The following is a 22,105-nucleotide window of genomic DNA, read 5'->3' on the forward strand; positions in this document are numbered from 1 at the left end:
ATCGCCGTTCGGTACCCGCCTTCAGCGGGTGGAAAAAGCGCGGACGCTCAGAGGTAGCGCCAGGTCCTCAATCGCAAGATGGCGCCATGGCACTTGAGGCCGCAGAAATCGACGAGGCCCACCTCCGCGACCTGCACGCCGTCGGTGTCCTCGGTGTCTTCGTCCTCGTCCTTCAGCGGCGAGAGCGCGCAGGCGCCGCCGAGCGTCGGATCGGCGCGCACCGCATCGCGGATGGCTTCGATCAGGGCATCGAACACGAGCTCGGAACCCGTGGCATCGTCGAAGGCGAGGTAGCCGCGCAGGGTCCAGGTGTCGATGGCGACACCGCGCACCGCATTCAGCGCGTGTTCGCTGGTCTGCGCGCGGCGCAACCACCAGCCGCGCAGCTGCAGGGCGTGATCGGGCAGCTCGTGCAAGAAGAGCGCGCGCAACGCCGTCTCGTCCGCGAGATAGCGCTCGCGGTCGTGCACGCGGCCGATGGCGGGCACGGTGCCCAGTGTCTGGACGATGGCGGTGCGGATGGCGGCGAGAGAGGTCATGCGTAGGCTCCGACGGTCATGCCATGCACACGATGCACGGCAGTTGCAATAAGAAAAGTCATCGAACGGCGACGAACGGGGCGGCAGAAAGATGCGGTGGCGTTCTTCTCGGTCGTTGGATCCACTGTCTCCGACGAAGCCCCGATCGCCGAGGCGGACATCTGTCCACCGATGGCCGCGCGACGCGCATCAGTTGCCGCTGGCATTGCTGCGAAACCACTGCTTGAGGCTCTCCGCGAGCAGGGCGGTCGCGATGGCCATGGCACCGCCGGATGCGGCGCCGAAGGCCGCGGCGCGCTGCTCCACCGCGCGCAGGCGGCTGTCGAGTGCGTCGAAGCGCGCATCGACAGCGTCCATGCGCCTGTTCTGCCGGTCCTGGCCCTCCTTGAGCGCCGACACCAGGCCGTGGATCTGCCCGAGCAGGAACAGCTCCTGGGCACGGATTTCCGGATCGTTCATGGCACGGGCCTCTGCGTGAGGAACTCGATCAACGCGGCGTGGCGGAGCCGGTCGGCGGCGCAGGCACGCGCGTTGAGCCGCTGGTTGTCCCATGCGTCGTCGACGACAAGACCGGAATCAGCAGCACAGGCCGCGTCGGAGGTATCAGCAGATCCGCAGGGACCGGCAGGGACATCGGTTCCCGCCAGGGCGCTGTTCCACATCCAGACAGCAGCGAGGCTGAGGCGATGGCGATCGTCGCCGACAGGGCTCGGCGGTACCGCCTCGACGGCATCGCGCGGCGACGGCGCAGGAGCCCGCGCGCCGCGTGGGCTCCGATCAGGGCGATCACGCGCAACGACGGGAGGGAGCACGAGAGCCACGCGCTGGCGCAATTCATGAGAGATTCCTTCGAGAGCGAGATAGCGGGTCTGCAGCGCGCCCGCGTCCAGCTGATAACGGGTGGAGGCGGCACGGCCGCGTTCGTATTCCTTGCGCAAGGCCTCGGCCGCCGCGGCGCTGCGCTGCGCTTCCCTGCCCTGCCAGACCAGGCGCTCACGCGTCGCGCCGGCCTCGTGGATGGCGGCGGCGAGCGCCGCGAGAAGGCCGATCGCCAGCATCGCCCCGGCGAGACGGAGCCAGGCCCTGGAGCTGCTGCTCATCCGGCGGCCTTCAGGCATTGCGCATGCAGGCGCAGGCGGTCTTTCCAGATGCCCGCGCAGACCTTGTTGCCCGGCGTGGAGCAGTCGACGCCGCCCGCGTACTTCCAGTCCAGGATGGCGTTGCAGGCCCCTTCGTAGTCCTCGGCATTGAGCCGGCTCACGAGCGTGGAGACCCGGCCTTCGCGCCCGCCCGTGCAGAAGTTGAAGCTGCCGATGTTGTAGGCCAGGCTCACGTACGCGTCGTACTCGGCCTGGTGCAGCGGCACCTTCACGCACTGCTTGAGGGCGCCCTCGTAGCTGCGGATGTCGCGCAGTGCGCGCTCCAGCGCGGGCACCGGCGTGGTGGTGTCGCCCATGCGCACGCCGTCGGTCGAGCCGAAGCCGATGGTGGGGACGGCGCTGCCGTGAACCGGGTCCGGATAAGCCCGGTCGCTGTAGCCCTCGCGCGCAACGATGCCGATCAGGCCCGCCGCGCTCAACGCCAGCGTGGCGAGTGCCTGCCGGGTGATGCCGCCTCGCACTCGCGAAGGCCGCGCGTTCGATGGATGGATGTTGTTGTTGCCCATGACCAGATGGTCTGGCAAAGGGCATCGAACACTGAGGTGGACAGGTGTCCGCCGAGAGGGTGCAAGGGGTGCGGGCGAGCCCGCCGCGCTATGCCGGCGGCGGCCTGCGGCCCATGAAGCGCGAGCTCAGAATCTCGCCGCCGTGCCAGACGACGCGGCCGCTGATCCGCAGTTCGGCCGCCTGTTCAGCGCTCAGCATCTGCGGCTTGTAGGCCGGGTTGTAGCTGATGATCTGCAGGCCGCCGGTCGAGAAGTCCCGCTGCAGGACCTTGACGTAGTCGTGGCCGTCGAGCTGGATGACATAGACGCCGTCCTGCTCGAGCGACCTGATGGCGGTGTCGACCAGCAGGATGTCGCCGTCGTTGATCTTGTCGGCCATCGAATCGCCGCGCGCATGCACGATCCTCGCGCTGGCAGGCTTGACGCCCTTGCGCGTCATCCAGGAGCGGCTGAACGCGAAGCGGCCCATGTTCTCCTGCGATCCGTTGAAGGCGCCGTTTCCCGCGCTGACCTGGACATCGAGCAGGTCGATCAGCACGAACAGCTCGTCGTCGAGCCCCGAGGACGGCGCACCTGCCTTGCCGGCGGGAAAGGGATTGAATTCGGCGGGATCGACGCCGAGCGCCAGCGCGATCACGTAGAGCTGTTCCAGGCTGGGGTCGCTCACGCCACGCTCGATGCGGCCGACGGTATTGAAGTGCAGGCCGCTGCGCTGGGCCAGGTCTTCGATCGTCAGCCCCTTTTGCTTGCGCAGATCCCGTACGCGGCCGCCCTGGGCGTGCGCCAGTTCGCCCACCCGCGATTTCACGTGGCCTTCGTCGACGGGAGGAGAGGGTGGGGGTGTCAAGACAAACCTCGATTCGACTTCATAGCACCAACACTAGAGATAAATCAGGTTGCAGTCAACACAAAACACGACTTTTATCCACAAGACACCTTCCATAGGTTTCGTTTCGAATGTTTAACTCGATTTGTGTTTACCATTGCGACAACAAACACAAAATGCGATTAAACAATGCTCATGTGTCTCGTCAGGGACTGGAAAACACTATTTTTGGTGTTTCTTGGTCGTTCCCTCACTCTAACTGGTTTTGAAATTAGGTCGAAGTGCGTGCTTTCGGGCCTGTGGAAGGTCGCCGGAGCAGGGAGATGACCCGATGAACGCGCCCGACTACATGGACGAACGGTGGTTCATGCTGCTGCGCGCCGCTTGTCACGGACGCAGGCAGGCCGCCATCGCCGCCCGGCTCGGCCTGAGCGGCGGCACGGTGAGCCAGGTGCTCAACGGCACCGGGAAATACGGCACGGGCCAGGCCACGACCACCCGGATCGCCCGGCGCGTGCTCGAGGTACTGGGCCACGGCGGCGAAGGCCCGGCCGGCGCGAAGCCGTCCCGCCATGCGGCGGACCACGCGGCAGGCAGCGTCCTGGCCCGGCGCATCTGCTCGACGCTGCGCAAGGAAGGCGGCTGGTGGTCGGCACCGAATCTGGCGCGCCACTGGTCCTCGGCCGGCGACCTCGAGGCCATCGAGGCGCAGCTGCAGGCGCTGCATGCCAGCGGCCTTCTCCAGTGCCGCCTGCTGCCTTCGGCGCCCCAGCAGCCCACCTATGCCATCGCCGCGCAACGCGTGGCACCCCGCGCCTGCGCATTCAGTTCCGAAGGAGCTTTCGCATGACACAGCCACGCCCTTGCGGGCATTCCGTTCCCCTGCCTTTCGGGCGGCACGCCGAGGCGGCGCGGCGCGCGATCCTCGGCCACCTGCAGGACCGCGGCGCGGCCTCGCAAACGGAGCTCGATCGCGTACTGCGGGCGCGCATCACTGACCACCGCGACGACCCGGCCTGCTCGGGGCTGCGCCAGCTGCTGTCGCTGCTGGCCAGGGCCGGCCACATCCATCGCATCGGAGCGCGGGGCAGGCGCCGATGGAAATCGGGAACCGGGCCGCTGACCGAACGGACCGCCGCGGCGCGCCAGATCCCGATGCTCGGCACCAGCGTCTACCGGCCGCCGGTTCCGTCCGAGGTACGCCAGGGTGCGATGGACTTCACCCGCATCCCCAGCGTCCTACTCGGGCGCCGCTGTCCCTATCGCGCGCCGTCGCCGCTTTCCGCGCCGGGTGGCTGACGCCATCCGAGCGCCCCGCCCGTTTCCCAACCATTCCAGAGGAGTTCACATGCAACAGATGCACGCACATCCAGGCCATCGGCAGCTCGAGGCGTCGATGCCGCGCCCGACGATCAAGCCCATCGACCGCGACCGCCACCACGTGGTCCGCCAGCTCTGCGAGGAAGCCAAGCGCCAGAGCGCGGCGCTGGTGGGTTTCAAGGTCGCGGCGATGAGCACGGTGCACGAGTTCCTCGAGCGCAGCCTCATGGACTACGACGTGCACCGGGGCGGCAAGAAGGGCAACGTGACGCTGGTGAGCGCCGACGGGCGGCACAAGGTCGAGCGCCGCGTGCAGGACACCATTTCGTTCGACGGCCGGCTGCAGGCGGCCAAGGCCCTGATCGACGAATGCATCCAGAACTGGAGCAAGGACATCAACGCCAACATCCGCCTGCTGGTCAACGATGCCTTCCGCATCGACCGGCAGGGCCGGATCAACACCGCCCGCGTGCTCGCGCTGCGACGGCTGGAGATCGCCGACGAGAAATGGCAGCAGGCCATGCAGGCCATCGGCGACAGCATGAGGATCGCCGGCACCAAGCCCTACATCCGCTTCTACGAGCGCGATGACGCAACGGGCGAGTACACGCCCATCCACCTCGACGTGGCGGCGGCATGACGGCGCCCGCGCACACCCTCTGCGCCTGGTGCCGCCCGCTCGAGCCGGGCGCGCCTCCCGCGGCATGCGAGGCATGCGGACCGCCGCATGAAACCAACGACCCGGCCCCGCCTGCGCCGCCCAAGGTGCAGATCGGCCCGACCGACATCTGACCCATCGTCCCGCCGCCACGCCGGCGCGCCCATCCACCGACCGCAACACGAGATCGACAGAAATGAATCCCCCGGAATTTGTGAGCAGAACCCCGTGTCCCGTGCATGCCATGGAGGACGACGCGCCGGACAGCGGCGGCATGTGGAGCGGCCTGATGCAGGGCCGGGACGGCACGCCGCGTTCGCCGGCGAGCTGCGTCCGGTCCGCGCCGCGCTCGAACCGCTGCGGCGCGACGGCGCCGCGCCGCGCGGAGCCGACCGCCGGCCGCTCGACGACCGACCTGCTGCCGCCGAGGCTGCAGGAGCTCATCCGCCTCATCGGCCTGCCGGCCACCATGCGCTTCGTCGAGCGCTTCGGCGGCTCGAGGATCTACATCCCCGCCCATCCCGCCGAGGACCATCCCTTCGTCGCGGTGATCGGTTTCGAGAACCTGCGCACGCTGAGCGCCGAGTACGGCATCGACGGGATCGGGCTGCGCTTCGAGCTGCCGACCGGGCGCAGGGCCCTCAATGCCGCGCGCAACGACCGGATCCGGGCGGAGTTCGACGCGGGCAAGTCGATCCGCGCGCTGGCCGCCGAGCACCGGCTCGTCGAGCGGCAGATCTCGCGGATCGTCGCGGAGGCTTCGCACGGATGAGCGCCGGCCTCACTTCGCCTGCAGCAGCGCCCCCGCCTCCAGCAACACCAGCTCGTTGTCGTCGGCCTTGTTCGGCTCGCGGCTGCTCGAGAAGGGCAGGTTGTTGTCGTTGCCGACGACGATGTGGGTGGCATCCACCACGTCGACGTTCTCGATGGTGAAGAACGGGAACTTGAGCACGCCGTCGTTGAGCGGCTTGCGCGCGAGCTTGTCGGGGTCGGCGATGTTCAGCAGGTCGATGTAGCCGATCTTGCGCACCGGGCCGCCGACGTTGGCGTCGCCGAGCTCGACCTTGTAGACGCGCTTGAACTTCGCGATGTCGTGGAAGCAGTCGGTGCGCTTCTGGCCTTCGGGGCAGGCCTTGTCGCTGGTGCCTTCGCCGTTGTCGCGCTCGATGATCAGGCCGGTGGTGCCGTCGATCATGTTGAAGTCGCCGATGGCGTTGCCGTTGGCCTCGAGCACGTACTTCCAGTGGCGGCCGGTCCACTTCTCGCCCGCCACGTCGAACTCGAGCACGCGCAGCGCTTCCTTGCCCTCGACCTTCTCGAAGTCCTTGGCCTCGGCGTTCCACACCGGGCCTTCGAGCAGCGCGTAGAGCTTGCTGCCGTCCTTCGAGGCGGCCATGCCCTCGAAGCCCTTGGAGCGCTTGATCTGGAAGTCGACCGCGCCGCCGGGCACGCCGGGCGTGGTCACGGCGGGGTTGTCGGGCGAGCGCACGACCTTGCCGTCGACCTGGGTGTCGAACACGGCGAGCACCTTGCCCTTGAGGTCGGCCTTGATCAGGTAGGGCCCGAACTCCTCGCCGATCCACAGCGCGCCGCCGGCGAACTGGAAGCTCTCGGGATCGAAGTCGGAGCCGGTCAGGTAGCGCTGCTTGCTGCCCTCGTGGACGATGCGGAACGGCACCTTCTTGTCGGGGTCGTGCAGGAACACGGTGGCCAGGCGCTGGAACTTGCCGCTCTTGAAGTCGACCTTGTAGTGGTTGAGGTAGAGCATGAAGTCGGGCGAGTTGGCCTTCGCGCCGGCACCGTTGTCGGTGAGGATCCAGAAGCTGCCGTCGTCCATCTTCTTGATGCCCGAGTGGCCCTGCAGCGGCTGGCCCTTGAAGGGCAGCGACACGCCGGTGCCGCGGCCGCCCGAGAGGCCCTCGACGCTGCCGATGGCTTCCACGCGCTTCGGCGTGGTGAACTTGCCGCTGACCTGCAGGTCGGCCGGTGCGTCCTTGGGCGCGGCGACGAAGCTCTGCGCGGGCAGCACGGCATGGCCGGCGAGGGTGGCGGGGAAGGCGGTCTGGGCCGAGGCACCGGTGGCGGCGAACGCAGCGGCGGCGGCCAGGGCGAGGAGGGAAAGGCGCGTCTTCTTCATGGAGGTCGGGAGTCCGAGTCGAAAACGCGAGACCTTGCCGACCACGCGTGACGCCGCGGTGACATGACTGCCACTAAGGTGCGATATCGACGATCACTTCACGCGACTCGGCCCGCCCCTGGTCGTCGACCACGCGCAGCACGTAGCGCCGCCCCGACTCGGCCAGGTCCGGCATCCAGGCGATGCCCTCGCCGGGCGCGGCACGGCCGACCAACGCGTCGTCGGCGAACCAGTAGAGGGTCTGCGTGCCGGCCGCGGCCTCGGCGCGCAGCACCAGCGGCTCGGGCTTGGCCACGCGCAGCGTGTGGCGCACGCCGCGCAGCGGCGAGCTGATGAGCGGGGCGGCCTCGGGCGCGCCCGCGTCCTTCTGCTCGCAGCCGTCGGCGGGCACGCTGGCGCGCGGCAGGCCAGCCTGGCGGAACAGGCGGCGCATGTCGCTGCCCCATTGCTCGACCACCTGCTGGCGCGCGTTCGGCTGCGGACCGCAGACCACCTTGCCCGTGGTCTCGTCGACCCACACGGCGCGATGCAGGTTGCTGACCTGGATCGGCGACTTGCCGGCGATGAACCAGGTGCCCGTGCGCACCGGGCACAGCGCATCGGGCAGGCCGCCGGTGGCGGCGCAAACCTCGACCTGACGCAGGTTGGCCGGCTGCGTGACGGCAACCTCGCCGGGATCGAGCCGCTCGGCGCGCAGCGCGTCGACCATGCGCAGGAACAGCGGCGCGGCCGCGTCGACGCCCACCAGCGCGGGGTTGCTGCTGCCATCGAAGTTGCCGACCCACACCACCAGCACGTGGCGACCGAACACGCCCGCGGTCCAGGCGTCGCGAAAGCCCCAGGAGGTGCCGGTCTTCCAGGCGATGGCGGGCCGCGCGGGCAGGGTGGTGTCGGGGCGCGGCGTCTGGCGCAGCATGTCGAGCGTGATGAACGAGGCCTCCTCGCTCAGCAGTCGCAGCGGCTGCGCGGGCCGCTCGTCGGGCGCGGGTTCGGTGTAGCGCAGCCGCTGCGCGATACCGCCGTTGGCCAGGGTGCCGTAGAGGCCCGCGAGCTCCTCGGGCGTGACCTCGCCGCCGCCGAGCACCAGCGCGAGGCCGTAGTGCGATTCGCTCTGCAGCTTCTGCACGCCGGCCAGCCGCATGAAGTCGTAGAGGCCCGGCTTCGAGAGCTTCGCGGCCACCGCGACCGCGGGCACGTTGCGGCTGCGGATCAGCGCCTCCTGCGCCGACAGCGGCCCGGCGAAGCGATGGTCGAAGTTCTCGGGCGTGTAGGGACCGAAGGCGGTCGGCGCGTCCTTCAGCATGGTCTTCGGATGCAGCAGCCCCTGGTCGAGCGCGAGCGCGTAGATGAAGGGCTTGAGCGTGGAGCCCGGCGAGCGCTTGGCCTGGGTGCCGTTGACCTGGCCCGCGATGGCATCGTCGTGCCAGTCGGCCGAGCCGATCAGCGCGCGCACCTGCATGGTCGAGGCATCGAGCAGCAGCGCGCTCGCGTTGTTCATGCCGACGTCGGCATGCGTGCGCAGGTACTGGGCCATCACGCGCTCGAGCGTGGACTGCATGCGCAGGTCGAGGGAGGCGCGGATCTCGACCGGCGCCGCGACGCCGGCATCGCTTCGCGGCTGCGCGAGCAGCATGTCGGTGAGGTGCGGCGCCAGGAAGGGCAGGCTGCCGCGCGACTGCGCCGAGAGCACGAGCTGCGCGTCGGGCGCATGCTGACGCGCGGCGGGATCGCGCTCGGCCCACAGCGCCCAGAGGCGTTCGCGCGCGGCCTGCAGCTCGGTGTTGCGGCCGCGCTCGGCGATGCGCTTGACCGGGTTCTGCGGAATCACCGCGAGCGTGAGCGCCTCGGGCAGGCTGAGCCTGGCGGCATCCTTGCGGAAATAGATCAGGCTCGCGGCCTGCACGCCCTCGATGTTGCCGCCGTAGGGCGCGGTGTTGAGGTAGGCCTCGAGGATCTCGCGCTTGCCGTGGCGCGCCTCGATCCACAGCGCGGCGGCGATCTGCGCGACCTTGCCGCCGGCCGTGCGACTGTCGATGCCGTAGAGCCGGCGCGCGAGCTGCATCGTGAGGGTGGAGCCGCCCTGGCGACGCTCGCCGCTCGCGATGCGCCAGGCGCTGCGCACCAGCGCCGCGGGATTGACGCCCGGGTGGGCGTAGAAGCGCCGGTCCTCGTAGAGCAGCACCGCGTCGATCAGGGTGGGCGAGATGCGCTCGAGCGGCACCCAAAGCCGGTACTGCTCGTCGGCCGCGAGCGTGAGCCGCAGCAGCTCGCCGCCGCGCGCGTAGACGGCGCGCGAGCTGCCCACGGTCTCGCTGAGCGGGGCATGAGGCCACAGCCGCAGCAGCGCGAGCAGCAGGGCCAGCAGCACGCCCGCGATCAGGGCTCGACGCGCGAGGGTCCGGGTCATGCCGCGTTCCGCTCCGGCCTCAGTTCGCGACCACCTGGAAGCGCGCACCGGCCGAGCGCGCGTAGATGCGCCGGTCGTACATCGCCTCGCCATAGGCCGCGGGCACCACGAAGTCGCCGACGTTGGTGGCGCGCGCCTTGTAGGTCACTTCGAGCAGGTTCTTGTCGACGCTGCCGTAGAACACCATGCGGTCCTCGCGGATGTCGGCGTACTGCACCTTCCACGAGCCGTTGCCGCCCAGGCGCTTCTTCCAGACCGGTGCGTCGGCGTTCTCGCCCTCGGCATCGTCGCCCACGGCCTGCAGCACGGGCTCGAGGCCGCCGGGCAGCAGGTCGACCAGCGCGACGTCGGCGATCTGCGGGCGCTCGAGGCTGCGCACGCGCACCCGCACGGTGACCTCTTCGCCGAGCTTCGCCTTGGTGACGGGATTGCCCTTGGCGTCGAGCACCTCGTGGAACACCTCCAGCCCCTGGTTCACCGCGGTGTCGGGCAGCTTGCGTTCGAAGCCCTGTTCGGTCCAGCTGTAGTAGAGGTTGAAGTCGCTGTCGTTCGCGAGGCCCAGCTTCGCGGTGCCGGCGGGCACCGCGGCGCGCGCCACCGGGTTGACGGCGCCGAGCGCGAGCGCCGCGGCCTTGCCCTGCGCATCGATGGCCGAGGCCGTGAGCTTGCCCTCGGCGTTCTGTGCCACGGCATCGAAGTAGGCATCGACCGCCATCAGCATCGCGGCCGACGACAGGCTGTTGTACCAGCCGTCGCGCACCATGCCGGCCATGCCTTCCCAGACGGCGGGCTTCAGCGTCTTGAGCCGCGCCGGGAAATGCCGGCCCACCAGGTGCAGCATCATGCTGTCGTGCACCAACGGGTCGTAGTAGCGGCCCCAGACGTTGCGGCGCTGGTTCTTCTCGCTGCGCGCGAGCAGGTCGGCCCACACGGGGTTGAGCAACTCGTTGGCCACCTGCTCCTGCTTCACGAGCTGGTAGCTCGCCGCGAGGTAGACGGCGCCGAGGTCGTCGCTCCAGCCCGCGGTCTGCTTCGACTGCTGGTTGCGCCAGGTCTCGCGCAGGTTCGCCAGCGCGGCCGGCACCACGATGCCCTGGCGCGTCAGCAGGTAGGCCGCCTGCGTGCGCTGGCGCCAGCCGTCGAGCGACGAGTCGCCGCTGCCGAGCCAGCCCTGCAGGTAGGTGTTGGCGCGCTGCAGCAGGTCTTGCGGCACCGGCAGCTTGTGGTCGCGCGCCTCCACCAGCAGGTGCACCGCATAGAGCGTCGCGAACGGATCGGCACCTGCCCCGGGCCACAGCGAGAAGCCGCCGTCGGCCGTCTGGCGCGCGCGCAGTTGCACGAGGTAGCGCTCGAGCGTCTTGCGCGCCTCGGGCAGCGGGCCCTGGTCGGCCGTGCGGCCCCGCGCCATTTCCTTCAGCAGCTCGGGCCGGCCCGCCAGCAGCACGGCCGGGAAGGTCTGGCTCGTGATCTGCTCGGTGCAGCCATGCGGATAGGCCTCGAGGTACTGCATGAGGCCGGTGGCGAAGGCCCAGGGCGCGGCCGACACCGCGAGGTCGCTGCGGCGGAAGTTCGGATAGAAGTCGCCCTTGCTCGCGATCTCGCCCGAGCGCTGGAAGCTGCCGGCCTGCACCAGCGAGACGAAGGGCGAGGCGGGCCGCACGCTCACCTCGGTGGCGAGCCGCGCGCTGAAGTTCTTGTGCGTGGAGGTGAACACCAGCGCCGACGAACCCAGCACCGCTTGTTCCCCGGGCTTGGCGCGCACGTTGAACTTGGTGCTGGCCTCGCCGCGCTCGTTGACCTTGAGCGTCTGCGTGGCATCGCCGACCACCTCGAGCCCGCCCGAGGCGGTGAGCGTGAGCGCGATGGGCGCTTCCTTGCCCGAGCCCGCGATGTTGTTGGCCAGGCCGACGCCGACCTCGACCGTGTCGCCGGGCGCCATCGCGAGCGGCGCGTTCGGCAGGATCACCATGTCGCCGCGCACCGTGGTGCGGGTGCTCTTCGCGGCCGTGGTCTCGTCGTTCACGGCCACCGCCATCACGCGCAGGCTGCCGTTGAAGCTCTCGGGCACGGTGTAGCTGAACTCGCGGCTGCCGTTCACGTCGACCAGGCCCGACCAGTAGGCCACCGGCTTGTCGCGCTTGCGCTTGAACGGGTTCAGGTGCTTGCCCAGTTCGCCTTCGCCGTCGCCGCCGGGTGCGGCGCCCTGCATCAGCTTCTTGAACTCGGGCAGGATCAGGTCGAGCGTCTGCAGCGTGCCGACCTCGAGCGCGCGCTTCTGGAAGAAGTGCTTGAGCGGGTCGGGCGTCTTGTAGCGCGCCACCTGCAGGATGCCCTCGTCGACCGCGAACACCACGGCGCGCGTGGGCTGGTCGCTGGTGAGCTTCATCTTCACCGTCTGGCCGGGCTTCACGAGCTCGGTGCTCGTGAGCTGCAGGTTGGCGGTGCGCTTCGACAGGCTGGTGGCGAAGGGCACGACGCCGTAGGACAGCGGGCTCATGTAGACCTCGTCCGAGGCCGGGTCGCGCACGAAGTGCACGTTGATGTAGCCGGTGCCCTCGAAGTCCTTGGGCAGCACGATCTTCTGCACAGAGGCGGTCTTGTCGGTCTTGAACCAGGCATGCGCATAGACCTTGTCGCGCTCGATGGTGATGAGGCCCGCGCCGACGTAGGGCGCGCGGATGCTGACCTCGATCTCCTGCCCGGGTTCGTAGTCCTTGCGGTCGAGCGTGAGCTGCAGCTCGGCATTGCGGTCGAGCGAGCGGCTGACGTTGGCATTGCCCGCCACGCTGTACTCGACGCGGTTGAGCTCGAGCCCGCCGGCATTGCGCACCACGTAGGCGAAGTTGCCGGGCGTGCCGGTGTCGAGCGCCACGTTGTTGCCGGCCGCGGCGATGGCCAGCGGCTTCTCGTCGAGCACGATCTCCTTGCGGCGCGATTCGTAGCGGTACAGGCCGTTGTCCTGCTTGATCAGCACCGACAGCACCTTGCGCTCCACGCGCTGCAGCACGAGATCGGCCACCGCGGTCTTCTTCGCCTGCGGGTCGATCGCGATCACGTGTGCATTGCGCGCAGCGCCCTTGCTCACGTAGCCGGTGTCACCGTCGACCTTGACGCCCACCAGGTAGGGCAGGTCGCTCACCAGCGTGCGCGCCTCGGCCGACACGCTGCGCCCGCCCTCGGGCTCGAAGGCCTTGGCCAGCACGTGCACCTGGTAGGTGGCGGCCTCGAAGCGCGACAGCCGCAGGTCGAACTCGGCCTTGCCCTCGGCGCTGGTCTGCACGCTGCCGAGGTCGTCCACCTGCTTCTCGGCCGCGCGCTGCGGATCGAAGAAGGCGTAGTCGGCGAAGGCGCGGAACACCGGGAAGGCCGGGCTCAGCGTGAGCGTGCCCTCGACCTTGCGGTCGGGCGCGGGCGTGCCGAAGAGGTTCTGCACGTCGATCAGCGCCTTCATGTCCTTGGGCTTCACCCAGCCTTCGGCGATCTCGCTGCTGAGTTTGGCCGTGACCTTGGTGCGGTCGGGCAGGAACTCCTGCACCTTCACCGTGGTGCTGCCCAGCAGCAACCCCTGCACCTCGGGCGCGCCGGGCGAGGACTCGCGCGGCAGGTAGAGGTTGACGGTGTAGTTGCCGGTGGGCGAGGTGTCCTGCGTGGCGTGCGCGATCTCGGCCGCGCCGCCGGGGCCGAGGCGCAGCTTCTCGCGCCGCACGCTCAGGCCGCGCGCATCGATGATCTCGGCTTCGAGCGGCAGGTCGCGCAGCGAGGTGCCCCAGTTGCCGGCCTTCACCATCATCGCGATGTGCATGGTGTCGCCCGGTCGGTAGATGCCGCGGTCGCTGAAGACGTAGGCCGTCATCTGGTTCGGCACGCCGGCCGCGCGCAGGCCGCCGACGTCGAAGCGCGAGATGTCGAGCGTGCGGTCGGTCTTGTTGAAGGGCAGGAAGCTCAGGTCGCCGTCCTTGCGCACCACCAGCACCACCGGCTGCTTCTCGCGCTGGAAGCCCGCGAGGTTGGGCAGCTTCGCGCGGCCCGTGGCGTCGGTGGCCTGCGACGCCACGATCATGCCGTTGCGGCCCCACACCTCGACCAGCGCGCCGCCCACGGGCTGGCCGTTGGCGATGCTCTGCACGAACACGTCGCGCGTGCCGTCGAGCGACTTCTTGGCGACGATGCCCAGGTCGGTGACCAGCACCAGCCGCTCGTCCTTCTGGTCCTCGGGGTTGCCGCTCTCGGGGTTGCCCTCGTCCTCGCCGGACGACTGCTGCTCCTCGTCCTCGGACGACGCCTCGGTGGCGTCCGCTTCGCCCTCGGGCTTCTTCTTCGCCTTGGGATCGAAACCCTGCACCTTGAGCAGGAACACGCCGCGCCGGTCGCTGATGTCGCTGCGCAGGTACTCGGCGAAATCGACCGTCTCGTAGTGCGCCTTGCCGGGCGGAATGGCCAGCGGGATCTGCTTCTCGAAGCGGTCGACCAGGTTGTCGGAGCCGAGGCCGCCGTAGAACTTGGGATGCGAGAAATCGCCGTTGCTCTGCGTCACCAGGTGCTGCAGCTGCTGCGGCAGCAAGCGCCCGATCTCGACGCGCACGCCCGGCAGGTCGCGCACCAGGATCGGCAGCTTGCGTTCGCCCGACAGCGCGAGCAGCGAGCCCTGGCTCATGATCGTGAGCTCGGGCGCGAAGGTCTTGAGCAGCTGCACGCTCTGGAAGGCCGTGCCGAGCTGGTAGCCGCCGGGCGTCTTCAGGCCCTTGGCCACGCGCACCAGCAGGTAGCGCCCGCCCTCGGCCTGCGGCAGGCGGAAGCTGACCGTCTCGGTCACCTCGCGCTCGCTGGCGATCGGCTGCAGGCCGATCTTCTTCGCGCGGCGCAGCACCGCGTCGGTGATCTTCGCGGGATCGGCGGACCAGTCGAACTTGTCTTCCGGGTCGCCCTTGGGATCTTCGGTGGCCGGCAGCAGCCAGGCCTGCACCAGGCGCGCCATCTCGCGCTCGTGCACCGGCATCGAGGCGCTGACGTGCATCACGTGCTCGGGCTCGCCGTTCTCGCCGGTGACGATGGTGGGTTCGACGCTCGCGATATCGAGGCTGAAGAGGCCGGGGATGTCGACCGCGCGCGAGACGTCGTTGCGCTGGCCCGGGCCGCCCTTCTGCGCCACCGCGCCGGCGGTGAGGCTCAGCAGCACGGGGCGGGTCTTCTCGGGAATGGGCAGGGGCTCGGACTGGACCGTGGCCGTGAGGCGCAGCTTGTCGTAGCTGACCGTGAACTTCTCGCTCGCGCATTTGCCGACGCTGAAGAACGAGCTGCTGCAGGCCTGGTCATAGGTCAGCACCAGCCGCTTCTCGAACTCGGCGGTGTTCACGGGATGCGAAAAGCGCACCTGGAACAGCGCGCGCCGCACGTTGGCCTGCACCGGGTCCTGATAGAACTCGGCGCCGGCGATGCGGGCGCTGAACTCGGCCGAGCTGAAGTCGTACTTGCGCTGCTCGATCTCGATGTGCGGCGCGAGCGCCTCCTTTGAGAGCTGCACCTTGTAGGCCTGGCCCACCGGCCAATCCTGCGCGGGCAGGAACTCCAGCTTCTTGGCATCGGTCCAGGTCCAGCGGCCCGCGATGGCCGGCTCGATGCCGACGCCCGTCGCCTCCTGGCCGACACGCGCGATCGGCGCGACCGAGGCCGAGAAGTTGATGACGACCGGATTGGGCCCCTTGTCGAGCTCGATCTGCGTGCGCGGCGGCGGCACGATCTGCGCGGTCGCCACGATGGGCTCGACGCGATCGGGCGTGAGGCCATGCCACCACTTCAGAAGCTGCGGGCTGGCCATCCATCCCGCGAACGCCAGCAGCACCAGCAGCAGCACCCAGGCGAGCCGCTGCTGCAGCCATTGCAGTCCGAGCAGCAGCAGGGCGCCCGCGATGCGCAGCCAGCCAGGGGGTCGCCAGGAACCGATGAGCCCGCGCGCGAGCGGGCGCAGGAAGCCGAGCGCGCGGCCCAGCCCGGTGAAGAGCACGTCGCTGAGCGACGCGAGTTTTCGATTGGCAACTTGAAGCATGGAAGCTCCCCCGGTGTTTTTGTTGGCGCCTGGCAGTCTCCAGGCTGTCTGTGAAGCAATCGCGGCGTGTGTGAAGTCTGCGTGAAAACCGCACGGGCGCGCATCCCGGGACGGTTCAGGCCTGGCGACCCTGCCTGTTCACCGGGACGAGGCTCAGACGCAGCAGGCGCTCGTCGTCGGCCGGGCGGCTGACGCGCGCGCCGAAGTTGCCGAAGCCTTCGAGCACCAGCGTCCTCATCCCAGACTCGCTCCCGCCACATGCCCACGCGTGAAGGCCTCCTCGAAGATCGAATAGCCCGACCAGTCGGCATGCGCGAACGACAGCCGGCCCGCGATCACGCTGCCGCGGTGCGCATCGTCGGGCGCGGTGCGCTGCGAACCGATCTGCGCCAGCAGGCCGGGCCGTGGAATGGCCATGGCGTGCCCGTAGCGCGTGATCTCGATGCGCGTGGCCAGCGCGGGCAGGTCGGGGTGCGGCACCGAGAGCTCGGCCAGCAGGTCGTCGCGCCAGCCGGTCCAGGGCCGCTCGAGCAGCAGGCGGCGGCCGTCGCCCTCGTCGTAGCGGCTCGGGCCCAGCGGCCGGTACCAGCTGAGCACGGTGCCGCGCGGCGTGGGGTCGAGCGTCTGGTGGCGCGCATCGACATAGCCGAGGCCGCGCGTGCCGTAGACCACGTTGTCCCAGCTCGGCGCGGCGCCGGGGCGGTCGATCAGCGGGCCGCGCAGGTGCACGTTGGCCACCAGCCAGGGCGCATGGCGCACGTGGGCGGCGGCATGCACGAGCACCGCGGGCGCGTTCTCGACCACGCGCGCGGCGACGAACACCGGCAGCGCGACGATGCAGCGCTCGGCCTGCCAGCGCACCAGCGATTGCGAGGCCGCATCCCAGGCATCGACCTCGACGCCACCGCGCACCTCGGCGATGCGCACGACCACCTGGCCCGTGCGCAGCCGTTCGCCCAGTGGCTTGGCCAGCTGCTTCGTGAGCCAGCCGTTGCCCTCGGGCCAGGTCAGCACGCCGTCGCGCTCGGGGTTGGTGTCGTTGGCGCTGCCCGACGGATCGCCGGGCGCGTGGAAGCCGTGCCGGCTCGCGAAGTAGTGGATGCCGGCCCAGGCCGAGACCTGCTCGATGCCCGCGCCGTAGTCATCGCGGCAGCAGTAGTCGAGGTACCAGCGCAGGTGCTCGTCGCTGAAGCCCTCGCGGTCGAGCCAGGCCGAGAAGGCCTGCGCATCGAGCGCCAGCAGCTCGGGCGTGACCGCGACCTTGAGCGTGGGAATGGCGAAGTGGGCCGCATGCTGCAGCGCGTCGATGCGCTGCGCGAAGCGGCGGTACTGCGCCAGCGTGTCGGCGCCCACGCCATGCACCGGCAACAGGCCGTCCTGCCACTCGCCGTGGAAGAACAGCCGCTCCTGTGGGCTGTGGCACAGCGTGCGCTCGTCGTATTCCCAGCGGCCGGCCACGCGCCGGCGCAGGCCCAGTTCCTCGAGCAGGTCCTGCACCTCGCGCGCATCGTCGCCGGGCACCGGCAGGTAGTGCGCGCCGAGCGGGCAGGCGATGCCGTTGACCATGCCGCCGCGCGCATTGCCGCCCGCGCTGTCCTCGAGCTCGAGCAGCGCGAAGTCGTCGATGCCCGCGAGGCGCAGCGCGCGCGCCGCCGCGAGCCCGGCGACGCCACCGCCGGCGATCAGCACGCGGGTCTTGCGGGTGCTCGCGGGCGCGCGCGACTTCAGCGTGCCGTCGCGCATCGCGTGGCCGCGCGCCATGTCGATCCCGGTGAAGCCGCCTTCGATGGGTGGCGGCGCATCGCAGCCGGCGAGCGCGAGCGCACCGGCGGCGCCGACCGTGCCGAGGAAGCCGCGCCGCCTCATGGCCGCATCGCCCGCGCGCTCAATGTGCCATGACCTTGCCCCACTCCTGTTCGTAGGTGGTGACGAGGACCTGGTTGGAGAGCCGGTTGACCTCGGCCGGCACGCGCGCCATGTCGAGCGGGAAGTCGAACATCAGCGGCAGCGTGGGCGCGGACAGGAAGCGCAGGCCCGCGGGCAGCGCATCGGGCTTCCGGTAGGGCCGATGGCTCGCGATGATGAAGCCCCATTCGCCGAAGCTCGGCACGTGCACGTGGTAGGGCGTCGCGGTCAGGCCCACCGACTCGACCGTCTGTGCCACGGTCCAGAAGCTCTTGCGCGCCACCAGCGGCGAGGTGGTCTGGATCACCGCGTAGCCGCTGGCCGCGAGGCGCTTGTCGAGCAGCGCGTAGAAGCTGTTGGTGTAGAGCTTGCCGATCGCGAAGTTGGTGGGATCGGGAAAGTCGACCACGATCACGTCGAACAGGTCGTCGTCGCCGCGCTGCTGCAGCCACTGGAAGGCATCGGTGTTGACGATCTTGAGCTTCGGCGACGACAGCGAATGGCCGTTGAGCGCGGCCAGCGTCTCGTGATCGGTGAACAGCTTCGTCATGTTCGGATCGAGCTCGACCAGCGTGACCGATTCCACCGAGGGGTACTTGAGTACCTCGCGCACCGCCATGCCGTCGCCGCCGCCGAGCACCGCCACTTTCTTGGGCGCGCCGTGCGCGGCCATCACGGGGTGCACCAGCGCCTCGTGGTAGCGGTACTCGTCGCGCTCGGCGAACTGCAGGTTGCCGTTGAGGAACAGCCGGTGCCCGAGCAGCCCGCGCGTGACCACGATGCGCTGGTAGGGCGAGGTGGCGCTGAAGACGATGCGGTCCTGGTAGAACTTGTCCTCGGCCAGCGTGGTGATGTGGTCGGCACCGATGAAGCCGCCCAGCAGCGCCGCCAGCGACAGGAAGCAGGCGAGCGCATGCGCGCCCACGCGCCGCAGCTCGTGGCGGAACAGCCAGAGCGCCCACACCGCCACCGCCGCGTTCATGAAGCCGAACAGAAGGCCGGTGCGGATCATGCCGAGCTGCGGCACCAGGATCAGCGGGAAGGCCACCGACACGGCGAGCGCGCCGAGGTAGTCGAAGGTCAGCACCTGCGACACCAGGTTCTTGAGCGCCACATTGCGCCGCAGGATGCGCATCACCAGCGGGATCTCGAGCCCGACCAGCGTGCCCACCACGATCACCAGCCCGTACAGCAGCAGCCGGAACGCGCCCGGCGCGTAGGCGTTGGCGAGGAACAGCACCGCCGGCAGCGCGCCGCCGATCAGCGCCACCATCAGCTCGATGCGCAGGAAGTGGGCCGGCAGCTGGCGGTCGAAGTAGCGCGACAGCCACGAGCCCACGCCCATCGCGAACAGGTAGGTGCCGATGATGGTGCTGAACTGCAGCACCGAGTCGCCCAGCAGGTAGGAGCTGAGCGCCGCCGCGCTGAGTTCGTAGACCAGGCCGCAGGCGGCGACCACGAAGACGCTGGCGAGCAGCGCGATCTCGACGGGCTGCGGCCCGCGCGCATCGGCCGGGCGCGCGGACAGGGCCTGCTCTTCGCTCAATGGATGGCGGCGGCGACGATGATGCTGATGCCCAGGCTCATGGCGGCGACCACCAGGCCCAGCGCCACGTTCTGCTTCTCGACGATCTCGCCCCACAGGTCATAGGGCGTGATCTTGTCGATGATCAGGAAGCAGACCCAGAAGATCACCACGCCGATCAGCGCGTACACGAGCGATCCGAGGACCACGCCAGGTTTCAGCCATTCAAATCCCATGGGGACCTCCAGTCGTATCTATCAGTCGATGAATCGGTAGCGGCCATGCGATCTTCGTCATTTGTGGCCGCCGCCGCTCGACGAGCCGCCGTAGGAGCCGCCCGAGCTGCGGTAGCCGCCGCTCGAACCGCTGCTGCTGCAGGTGCTCAGGATGATGAGCAGCACGATGATCACGATCGCGATCACCACGATGGTGCCGCAGCCCAGCCCCGAGGCCGCGCTGACCGGCGACGCGTCGGAGCGCTCGAACAGGTCCTTCTTGGCGTCGAGCTTGAAGGCCGTGGCGACCGCGCCGCTGTCGATCTTGCTGCCCGAGGACCAGGTGAGCTCGTTGACCGAGCGCTCCATCGACAGCAGGGCGCCGCCGACCGCGAAGTCGCGGTTGAAGGTCTTCTGCCCGCGCTCGACCTGCCAGTAGAACTCGCCGGCCACGTAGGTGGTCTCGGCGTTGTAGGCGTACTGCTGCTGGTAGCGCTTGCCGAGGTAGGTGGCGGTGCTGCCGTTCTCGGCCATCACCGGCGCGCCGGTGGTGGGACGCACCATGCTCCAGCCGTCCTCGGCATCGACCAGGAAGCTGAAGCCGCGCTTCTTGTTGTAGAGCAGGTATTCGTCCCAGCCGAACTGCTCGTCGTCGCCGGGCTCGCTGCCCATGCGGTGCTGGAAGCCCACCACCTGCCACTGGGCACCCTGCAGCTGGCCGATGCTGCCCAGGGCGATCAGCGGGCGCACCGGCTCGTTCTGCGCCGCGTGCTTGAGCTCGCCGCCGATGCCCTGCGTGAGGTCGATGATGCTGTTGCACGAGCGGCAGGTGACGCTCTTGCTGTCGGCCAGGTTGAGCGTGACCGGCGAGCCGCAGTTGGGGCAGTTGAAGCTGCGGCCCTTCTCGTCCTTGGCCGAATCCTCGCGCAGCCCCGTGAGCTGCAGCGATTCGAGATCGACCGAGCGGCCCAGCGAGGCCGTGGGCGGCTGCGAACCGTAGTCCAGGCTCAGCACCAGGCCCTTGTCGTTGCGCAGCTCGACCACCTGGAACGGCCGGCCCAGCTCGGGCAGGTGCGGCAGTTCGCCCTGCGCCGAGACCAGCGTCACCTCTTCGTTCGAGGCGACGGTGTAGCTCTGGCCGTTGAAAGCGCTGGTGGCGCCCACGCGCAGGTCGGCCGCGGCCGGCGCCGTGCGCTGCAGTTCGAAGGGCAGCGAGAAGACGTAGGCGCCGTTGTCCTCGCTGAGCACGCCGGTGCGGTCGCCGTCGAGGGCCGCGATCCACTCGGTCCAGCGGCCGCCGGCGTACTTGTACTGGAGCCGGCCGACGATGGTGAAGGGCTTGTCCTGGATCCGGCCCGCGGCGAACAGCTGCAGCGGGCTGAAGTCGTCGAACAGCTCGGCCATCTTGCCGGTGCGCGCGAGCGTGTCGCCCTGGCGCACGACCGTGCTCTGGCAGTAGGGGCAGACCGCATGGGTCGACTGGGCCGATCGGAATTCGACCGGCGCGCCGCAGCCGGGGCAGGGCGCGCGGTAGTAGCGCTGGGTGCCGCCGGCTTCCTCAGCCATGGCGCGCACGCGCGGGCTCGAGGCCCGCAGCATTCTTCCAGCCGATCATGCCTCTCACGCCCGTCGAGCGGGCGTCAGGCGCTATACAGAACATAGCGCCGGGTCAGACCAGCTTCTTGAGCAGTTCGGCCTTCTTGGCGTCGAACTCTTCCTGGGTCAGGATGCCCTTGGTCTTGAGTTCGCCCAGCTTCTCGAGCGTGGTCATCACGTCGTTGGGGTTCACCACCGCCACGGCCGGCTGCTGCTGGGTCGCGGCCGCCTGCGCCGCGGCGTTCGGGCTCAGGCCCTGCGCGAGGTTCTGCGCCAGCACCTGGCCGAGCGCCACACCGGCGCCCAGGCCCATCGCGTCGCCCGCGATGCCGCCGCCGTTGGCGGCACCTTCGGCGAACTTGGGGATCGCCTGCGCCGTCTGGTACTGCATGAATTTGCCCATGTCGTTGCCGACCATGCCCATGCCGATCTTCTGGTCGAGGATCTTCTGCAGTTCCTCGGGCAGCGAGACGTTCTGGACCGTGATGTTCTCGAGCTTGATGCCGATCTTGGCGAACTCGGGCACCAGCTGGGCCGCCAGCGCCTGCGCGAACTGGATCTGGTTGGCGGCGAGGTCGAGGAAGGGCACGCCGCTCGAGGCGATGGCGTTGCTGATGTTCTGCAGCACCAGGCCGCGCAGCTGGCCGTCGAGGTCGGCCACGGTGTAGGTGTCGCGCGTGCCCGAGATCTCGGTGTGGAACAGCTTGGCGTCGCCGATGCGGAACGAGTAGTTGCCGAAGGCGCGCAGGCGCACGGCGCCGAAGTCCTTGTCGCGGATGGTGATCGGCTGCGGCGTGCCCCACTTCTGGTCGACCTGCTGGCGCGTGCTGAAGAAGTAGACGTCGCTCTTGAAGGGGGACTCGAAGAGCTTGTCCCAGTTCTTCAGGTACGTCAGCACCGGCAGCGTCTGCGTGGTGAGCTTGTACATGCCGGGACCGAACACGTCGGCCACCTGGCCTTCGTTGACGAACACCGCGACCTGCGACTCGCGCACGGTCAGCGAGGCACCGTTCTGGATTTCCATCTCCGCCATCGGGAAGCGCCAGGCCAGCGTGCCATCGCCGGACTCGGTCCACTGGATGATGTCGATGAACTGTTTCTTGATGAAATCCATCAGGGCCATGGCTGCGCTCCTCTAGAGGGTTTTTGTGCGGACTTGGCATATTGCCACACCGACTTGACCGCAGACCCGTGCTTTTGGTCATTTTGGTCATGGCTGCACCCTGGCCAGGCGTCATAGTCCGTCACCGTCCGAGGTCTACAATCGG

18 protein-coding genes are annotated in these 22,105 nt (G+C 69.2%); 4 read left to right on the plus strand and 14 right to left on the minus strand.

Annotated features, from left to right (window positions below; translation table 11 throughout):
* Positions 1-47: 47 nt before the first annotated feature.
* The 5 genes from AC1HIL_RS03575 to AC1HIL_RS03595 all read right to left on the minus strand — a co-directional run bounded on the left by AC1HIL_RS03575 (position 48) and on the right by AC1HIL_RS03595 (position 3,013).
* Positions 48-539 carry a hypothetical protein gene (locus tag AC1HIL_RS03575; RefSeq protein WP_296735022.1) on the minus strand — a complete coding sequence of 164 codons (492 nt, stop codon included), beginning with the start codon at positions 537-539 and terminating at the stop codon, positions 48-50.
* Between the two features lie 189 nt (positions 540-728).
* On the minus strand, positions 729-998 hold the full coding sequence (locus AC1HIL_RS03580) for a hypothetical protein (RefSeq protein WP_281078879.1): 270 nt from the start codon (positions 996-998) through the stop codon (positions 729-731).
* Complete coding sequence (locus tag AC1HIL_RS03585; RefSeq protein WP_479671168.1) at positions 995-1,639, minus strand: hypothetical protein; 645 nt, start codon at positions 1,637-1,639, stop codon at positions 995-997. The genes AC1HIL_RS03580 and AC1HIL_RS03585 overlap by 4 nt, the downstream gene beginning before the upstream one ends.
* Positions 1,636-2,205: a lysozyme gene (locus AC1HIL_RS03590; RefSeq protein ID WP_479671169.1), complete on the minus strand. Its 570-nt coding sequence runs from the start codon at positions 2,203-2,205 to the stop codon at positions 1,636-1,638. The genes AC1HIL_RS03585 and AC1HIL_RS03590 overlap by 4 nt, the downstream gene beginning before the upstream one ends.
* Before the next feature lie 88 nt (positions 2,206-2,293).
* Entirely contained in the window at positions 2,294-3,013 is a 720-nt protein-coding gene (locus tag AC1HIL_RS03595; protein ID WP_479672745.1) for an XRE family transcriptional regulator, read from the minus strand.
* A 349-nt stretch (positions 3,014-3,362) separates the two neighbouring features.
* Between AC1HIL_RS03595 and AC1HIL_RS03600 the strand changes: the two genes are divergently transcribed.
* The 4 genes from AC1HIL_RS03600 (at position 3,363) to AC1HIL_RS03615 (ending at position 5,781) form a co-directional block, all read left to right on the plus strand.
* On the plus strand, positions 3,363-3,881 hold the full coding sequence (locus tag AC1HIL_RS03600) for a hypothetical protein (RefSeq protein ID WP_479671170.1): 519 nt from the start codon (positions 3,363-3,365) through the stop codon (positions 3,879-3,881).
* The gene (locus AC1HIL_RS03605; RefSeq protein ID WP_479671171.1) at positions 3,878-4,330 is read left to right on the plus strand and encodes a hypothetical protein; all 453 of its coding nucleotides are present in this window, start codon (positions 3,878-3,880) and stop codon (positions 4,328-4,330) included. Before AC1HIL_RS03600 ends, AC1HIL_RS03605 begins: the two co-directional genes overlap by 4 nt.
* 49 nt (positions 4,331-4,379) lie before the next feature.
* Entirely contained in the window at positions 4,380-4,991 is a 612-nt protein-coding gene (locus tag AC1HIL_RS03610; protein WP_093343537.1) for a DUF3164 family protein, read from the plus strand.
* A 262-nt stretch (positions 4,992-5,253) separates the two neighbouring features.
* Positions 5,254-5,781, plus strand: coding sequence for a Mor transcription activator family protein (locus tag AC1HIL_RS03615; RefSeq protein WP_479671172.1), 528 nt, complete (start codon positions 5,254-5,256; stop codon positions 5,779-5,781).
* 9 nt (positions 5,782-5,790) lie between these two features.
* On the opposite strand, the gene AC1HIL_RS03620 is transcribed toward AC1HIL_RS03615, so the two are convergent.
* The 9 genes from AC1HIL_RS03620 to AC1HIL_RS03660 form a co-directional block, all read right to left on the minus strand.
* Positions 5,791-7,146 carry an esterase-like activity of phytase family protein gene (locus AC1HIL_RS03620; protein WP_422099473.1) on the minus strand — a complete coding sequence of 452 codons (1,356 nt, stop codon included), beginning with the start codon at positions 7,144-7,146 and terminating at the stop codon, positions 5,791-5,793.
* Positions 7,147-7,219: 73 nt separating this feature from the next.
* Complete coding sequence (gene pbpC / locus AC1HIL_RS03625) at positions 7,220-9,553, minus strand: penicillin-binding protein 1C (protein WP_479671173.1); 2,334 nt, start codon at positions 9,551-9,553, stop codon at positions 7,220-7,222.
* A gap of 19 nt (positions 9,554-9,572) precedes the next feature.
* Entirely contained in the window at positions 9,573-15,596 is a 6,024-nt protein-coding gene (locus AC1HIL_RS03630) for an alpha-2-macroglobulin (protein WP_479671174.1), read from the minus strand.
* Between the two features lie 115 nt (positions 15,597-15,711).
* Positions 15,712-15,834: a hypothetical protein gene (locus AC1HIL_RS03635; protein WP_479671175.1), complete on the minus strand. Its 123-nt coding sequence runs from the start codon at positions 15,832-15,834 to the stop codon at positions 15,712-15,714.
* Positions 15,831-17,462: an FAD-dependent oxidoreductase gene (locus AC1HIL_RS03640; RefSeq protein ID WP_479671176.1), complete on the minus strand. Its 1,632-nt coding sequence runs from the start codon at positions 17,460-17,462 to the stop codon at positions 15,831-15,833. Before AC1HIL_RS03640 ends, AC1HIL_RS03635 begins: the two co-directional genes overlap by 4 nt.
* A gap of 19 nt (positions 17,463-17,481) precedes the next feature.
* Positions 17,482-19,047 carry a polyamine aminopropyltransferase gene (locus AC1HIL_RS03645; RefSeq protein WP_412179415.1) on the minus strand — a complete coding sequence of 522 codons (1,566 nt, stop codon included), beginning with the start codon at positions 19,045-19,047 and terminating at the stop codon, positions 17,482-17,484.
* Positions 19,044-19,262 (minus strand): DUF350 domain-containing protein, encoded by a 219-nt coding sequence (locus tag AC1HIL_RS03650; protein ID WP_057593269.1) that lies wholly within the window; start codon positions 19,260-19,262, stop codon positions 19,044-19,046. Before AC1HIL_RS03650 ends, AC1HIL_RS03645 begins: the two co-directional genes overlap by 4 nt.
* A 57-nt stretch (positions 19,263-19,319) precedes the next feature.
* On the minus strand, positions 19,320-20,807 hold the full coding sequence (locus AC1HIL_RS03655) for a DUF4178 domain-containing protein (protein WP_057593284.1): 1,488 nt from the start codon (positions 20,805-20,807) through the stop codon (positions 19,320-19,322).
* Between the two features lie 103 nt (positions 20,808-20,910).
* On the minus strand, positions 20,911-21,960 hold the full coding sequence (locus tag AC1HIL_RS03660) for an SPFH domain-containing protein (RefSeq protein ID WP_057593270.1): 1,050 nt from the start codon (positions 21,958-21,960) through the stop codon (positions 20,911-20,913).
* Between the last annotated feature and the right edge of the window lie 145 nt (positions 21,961-22,105).

Source organism: Variovorax sp. ISS6, assembly GCF_056523145.1.